The 4971-nt window shown below is 41.5% G+C and carries 6 protein-coding genes; all 6 read left to right on the plus strand.

Features of this window, described 5'->3' with window-relative positions:
• Positions 1–147 precede the first annotated feature (147 nt).
• The 6 genes from PX482_RS13995 (at position 148) to PX482_RS14020 (ending at position 4670) form a co-directional block, all read left to right on the plus strand.
• Positions 148–930, plus strand: coding sequence for an ABC transporter ATP-binding protein (locus tag PX482_RS13995; RefSeq protein WP_002763121.1), 783 nt, complete (start codon positions 148–150; stop codon positions 928–930).
• Positions 931–976: 46 nt separating this feature from the next.
• Positions 977–2308 carry an MlaD family protein gene (locus PX482_RS14000; RefSeq protein ID WP_002763123.1) on the plus strand — a complete coding sequence of 444 codons (1332 nt, stop codon included), beginning with the start codon at positions 977–979 and terminating at the stop codon, positions 2306–2308.
• Between the two features lie 49 nt (positions 2309–2357).
• Entirely contained in the window at positions 2358–2549 is a 192-nt protein-coding gene (locus PX482_RS14005) for a hypothetical protein (protein WP_071825132.1), read from the plus strand.
• Between the two features lie 7 nt (positions 2550–2556).
• Positions 2557–3660, plus strand: a complete 1104-nt coding sequence (gene wecB, locus PX482_RS14010) for a non-hydrolyzing UDP-N-acetylglucosamine 2-epimerase (protein ID WP_002763125.1) — start codon at positions 2557–2559, stop codon at positions 3658–3660.
• A 3-nt stretch (positions 3661–3663) separates the two neighbouring features.
• Positions 3664–4149 carry a crossover junction endodeoxyribonuclease RuvC gene (locus PX482_RS14015; protein WP_061432552.1) on the plus strand — a complete coding sequence of 162 codons (486 nt, stop codon included), beginning with the start codon at positions 3664–3666 and terminating at the stop codon, positions 4147–4149.
• Positions 4150–4418: 269 nt separating this feature from the next.
• Complete coding sequence (locus PX482_RS14020; protein ID WP_002763128.1) at positions 4419–4670, plus strand: hypothetical protein; 252 nt, start codon at positions 4419–4421, stop codon at positions 4668–4670.
• Positions 4671–4971: the final 301 nt, after the last annotated feature.

Genomic DNA, 4971 nt, shown 5'->3' on the forward strand with positions numbered 1-4971 from the left:
GAGTGATCAGGGGGAAATTCAGGGACTTTTTCCCTGAAAATTAGGTAATTGACCCCCTCAAAATCGGTAAAACCCCACACCCCACACCCCACACCCTACACCCTGCCCCTAGGAAAAACTTTTTCAGCAAACCCTAATTAAGCGACGATGAAAGAACCGTTAATTGAATTGAGAGGAGTATCGAAAAGATTCGGGGATAATGTTATTCTCGAAGGTTTAGATTTAACCATTTATCGAGGGGAGGCCCTGGTAATTATCGGGCCGTCGGGAACGGGAAAATCAACGGTTTTACGGTTAATTGCGGGATTAACGGGGATAAATGCTGGAGAAATTCGTATTAAAGGTCAATTGCGTCAGGGATTGCTAGAAGATGGTCGAGAAGCGATGCGAACTTCCTTAGTTTTTCAACAAACGGCCCTGTTTGATTCTCTCACCGTCGGGGAAAATGTCGGTTTTTATCTTTATGAACAAACTAATTTAAAAAAAGCCAGAATTAGGGAATTAGTGGAAAAAAGCTTGGAAATGGTCGGTTTACAGGGAATTAGTAACCTTTATCCTTCGGAACTATCGGGGGGAATGCGTAAACGGGTGGCTTTTGCCCGCGCTATTATCACTAATCCCGATAATCCCGCCGATAATCCTGAATTACTGCTGTATGATGAACCTACCGCCGGATTAGACCCGATAGCTTCCACAATTATCGAGGATCTAGTGCGGACTCTCCATGAAAAATCGGGGTCTGCGAACACTTATGTGATGGTTTCTCACCAACAAAGCACCATCCGACGCACCGCCGATCGAGTAGTATTTCTCTATCAGGGAAAAGTGCAATGGCAGGGATTAGTGGCAGATATCGATCGTACCGATCATCCCATGATTCGGCAATTTTTTAGTGCCAGCATTGAAGGCCCGATTAGGACAATCGTTTAAGCTAGATTAAGCTAAATTAAGAACTATCGAGAATGAGAGAAAAATCATGCAGAGTTCGCGAGCTTTACGGGAAGGAAGACTAGGTTTGTTTGCTCTAGGCGGATTATTAGTCTTTGGGGCGCTCGCTATCTGGGTTCGGGGGGGGGGATTTGGTCAGAAAACCTATCAATTAATCTTCGAGTTTGCCGACGTGGAAGGGTTACAAGTCGGGGCGCCGGTGCGTTTTCGCGGGGTGAGAGTGGGAAGAATTACGAGTTTTATCCCGGGGAGTAATCAAGTGGAAGTTATTGCCGAGATTGCTTCTGCTACCTTAGTTATGCCTAGGAAGGTAACTGTTACTACCAATCTTTCCGGATTAATTGGGGAGGCAGCCATCGATATCACTCCCTTAGTTTCTTTAAGTGCTGAGTCCAAAAATCTCGACCCTCTGAGTCCCGACTGTGATCAACAGCTAATTCTCTGTAATAATACTCGTTTACAGGGGACAACAGGAACACAATTAATGTCTAGTGTTGGTCGTTTAGTGGATACTTTTACCAGTCCTGAATTTGTGGGTAATCTCAATGATGTCACCAAAAATACCGCTATAGCAGCTCAAAAAATCGCCCGTTTATCCGATGATACCTCCCAGACTATCCGTAATGCCCAAAGAGAAATCTCTCGTCTATCTTTGGAATTAGCTACCACCAGTCGCTCGGTGACTAATACAGCTAATAATGCCTCCCGTTTTGTCAATACTTTAGATAATACCGTTCAGGAAAATCGCAGTCAAATCAGCAGAACTTTTCAACAATCTTCCCAATTAGTCGCTAATCTCAATGCTGTTCTCAGCGAAAATCGGGGACAAATTGTTAATACTCTCGATAATATTAATCAAGCTAGTTTAGGTATTGGTAGTCTCGCTAATAATCTCAATAATACCGCCATGAGGTTGAATGCAGGTTTAGATGAAATTGATACTAAACAAGTCATGCAAAATATCGAGACTATTTTGAATAATGCGGTGGAAACATCGAATAATTTACGAGAAATTACTAAAACTATTAACGATCCTGCTACAATTGTCGTACTGCAAAAAACTCTCGAATCCGCTAGGGTGACTTTTGAAAATACTCAAAAAATCACCTCCGATATCGATGAGTTAATCGGTGATCCCCAATTTCGCGAGAATTTAAGACGTTTAATTGATGGCTTAAGTAATTTGCTTTCTTCTGGCGAACAATTAGAATATAATTTGCGTATCGCTCAAACTTTAGATACCATGACTCAAGAGTTAGCCAAACAAAAAGTTTTGACCATCTCTCGACCTTTAAATCCTCAGCAAATGCAACTCTATCCCCAATTTATCGTTCAACAACCTCCCACCAGTGAAAAATGACAAAACAGCACAATTCAAGCGATAGATTATGAATTATGAATTGTGAATTATGAATTATGAATTAGGGAGAATAAATAAAAATAATCTCCTGTCTCCTGTCTCCTGTCTCCTGTCTCCTGTCTCCTGTCTCCTGTCTCCTATCTCCTATCTCCTATCTCCTGTCTCCTGTCTCCTGTCTCCTATCTCCTATCTCCTGTCTCCTGTCTCCTGTCTCCTGACGGCTAAAATAACTGATAACTGATAATAATATGTCGAAATCAATTTGTATTACTCTTGGAACTCGTCCCGAAGCGATTAAATTAGCTCCCGTTATTCGTGCTTTTCAAGAATCGGAACAGTTTCAAACCCATGTAATTCTGACGGGACAGCATAAAGAAATGGTAGCGCAGGTGATGGAATTATTTGCTTTAAAAGCAGATGAAAATCTGGATATTATGCAAACCCGTCAAACCTTAACTGATATTACTTGCCGCAGTTTACGCGGTTTAGAAACAGTTTTTGAGCGCATAAAACCAGATTTAATTATTGTGCAAGGTGATACTACTACTGCTTTTGCTGCTGCTTTAGCGGCTTTTTATCAACAAATTCCCATCGCCCATGTGGAAGCCGGATTAAGAACGAATGATATCTATAATCCCTATCCCGAAGAAGCTAATCGTCGCCTAATTTCTCAACTGACTACCCTACATTTTGCTCCCACAACTTTAGCCGTAGAAAATTTACAAAAATCTGGGGTGACAGGAAATATTCACCACACCGGCAATACGGTTATTGATGCTTTATTAACCGTAGCCAAAACCGCGCCAGAATGTCAAATTGCGGGCCTAAATTGGTCAGATTATCGGGTTTTATTAGCCACGGTTCACCGCCGGGAAAATTGGGGCGAACCCTTACAGGATATTATCAAAGGATTCACTTTGTTATTAGAAAAATATGCCGATACAGCCCTATTATTACCCCTGCATCGCAATCCCACCGTCCGAGAACCAATTCAGTCCGCTTTGGGCAATCATCCCAGGGTATTTTTAACTGAACCTCTCGATTATGCCGAGTTAGTGGGGGCGATTCAACGCTGTTATTTATTATTAACTGATTCTGGGGGCATTCAAGAAGAAGCCCCTAGTTTAGGAAAACCAGTTTTAGTATTGCGAGAAACCACAGAAAGACCGGAAGCAGTGCAAGCGGGAACAGCGAAATTAATTGGGACTAATCCGGAGCAAATTTTAGCAGAAGCGGGAGAATTATTAGGGGATAAAATCGCCTATGATCGTATGGCTAATGCAATTAATCCTTTTGGAGATGGACAAGCATCCCAAAGAATCCTCCAAATCGTCCAAGATTTTTTGGCTTAATCTATGACTACTTGGTTGGGTATCGACCCCGGATTAGCGATTGTCGGTTGGGCTATTCTCCGGGATAATAGTGAGTTAATGCCGATTTTAGTCGATTACGGCACGATCGAAACTTCTAAAAATCTTTCTACTGCCCAGCGTTTGATCGAAATTGAACGGGATTTAAAGGAGTTAATCGCAGAATATAAACCGGGGGAAATTGCCGTGGAAATGCCCTTTTTTAACCGGCAAATCAAGGCAGCCGGTGGAGTCCTGCAAGCATTGGGAATTATCAATCTAGTTAGCTGTCGCGATGGGGGAATTGAACCGATTTTTCTCCATCAAGCTAGTTGGAAATGTCATCTGGGCCATGGTAAGGCCACTAAAGCTGAGGTGGCCGAAGAAATTAAGTATTTATTCGGATTGACAAAAATGCCCATTAATGATGCTGTAGATGCTATAGCGATCGCATACGCTGCTTTCAGTGGCGTTCGCAATCAAATCTCTTGAAGCAATTTGACGAAATTGGCGCAAAAATTTAGCTGACAACTAAAAGCCATCTTTAAGCTTGCACTATCTTAGTTCGATGGGACGGTTGAAGATAATAAGGCCTTCAAATATCTTTGATTAGCGTTGGGTTTCCTTCCTCAACCCAACCTACCATATCAGCGATCGCACCAAAGGGTTTAAGTGTGGAATTGTGATAATTGTCATCGTCAATGCTAATAAAAATATGGTATAGTTCTTAAATGAGTATAAGTTTAAAATAATGAAAATAAATGAAAATAAAAGTTTCTCAAAAAAAGGGATCATCAAACGAAGTTAACCCTCAGTTAAAGCATATTGCCTATTCGATGGACGCACTGATTACAGGCTTTTATATTTGGTTGGGTTCTTTTTGTTGGCGATTGGGGGGTAGTGATGCAGAAGAAAGTTATCCAGGAACAATACATAGTTTTGCGGGTATCAGCTTAGTTTTACCTGGTTATCAAATTTTTACAACCTATAAAGGGAGTTATGACCCTCGATAAGCATCAAATTGATGGTCTTTAGGTATAATGGGGCTTGACCGGTGGTATCAGTTATATCACCATAAGCGAATGCGTAATACCCGTCCTATATCTTGGATTAAAGCGGCACGGAAAGATTTTCAAAAGTTTCCCAAGGAAGCCCAAGAAATTGTACTTGACGCTTTAACTAGGGCTTGCTGAATAAATCTAAAAACCTTGTTGGATAAGGCTTTTAGACTTTTTTGACCTCAAAAAGTGCCGACCATTGGAGGGATCGGGGGTAAAATTCAGGTACTTTTTCCCTGAAAATTAGGTAACTGAC

Origin of the sequence: Microcystis sp. M53602_WE12 (assembly GCF_030065455.1) — a bacterium.
Classification (GTDB): Bacteria; Cyanobacteriota; Cyanobacteriia; order Cyanobacteriales; family Microcystaceae; genus Microcystis; species Microcystis aeruginosa.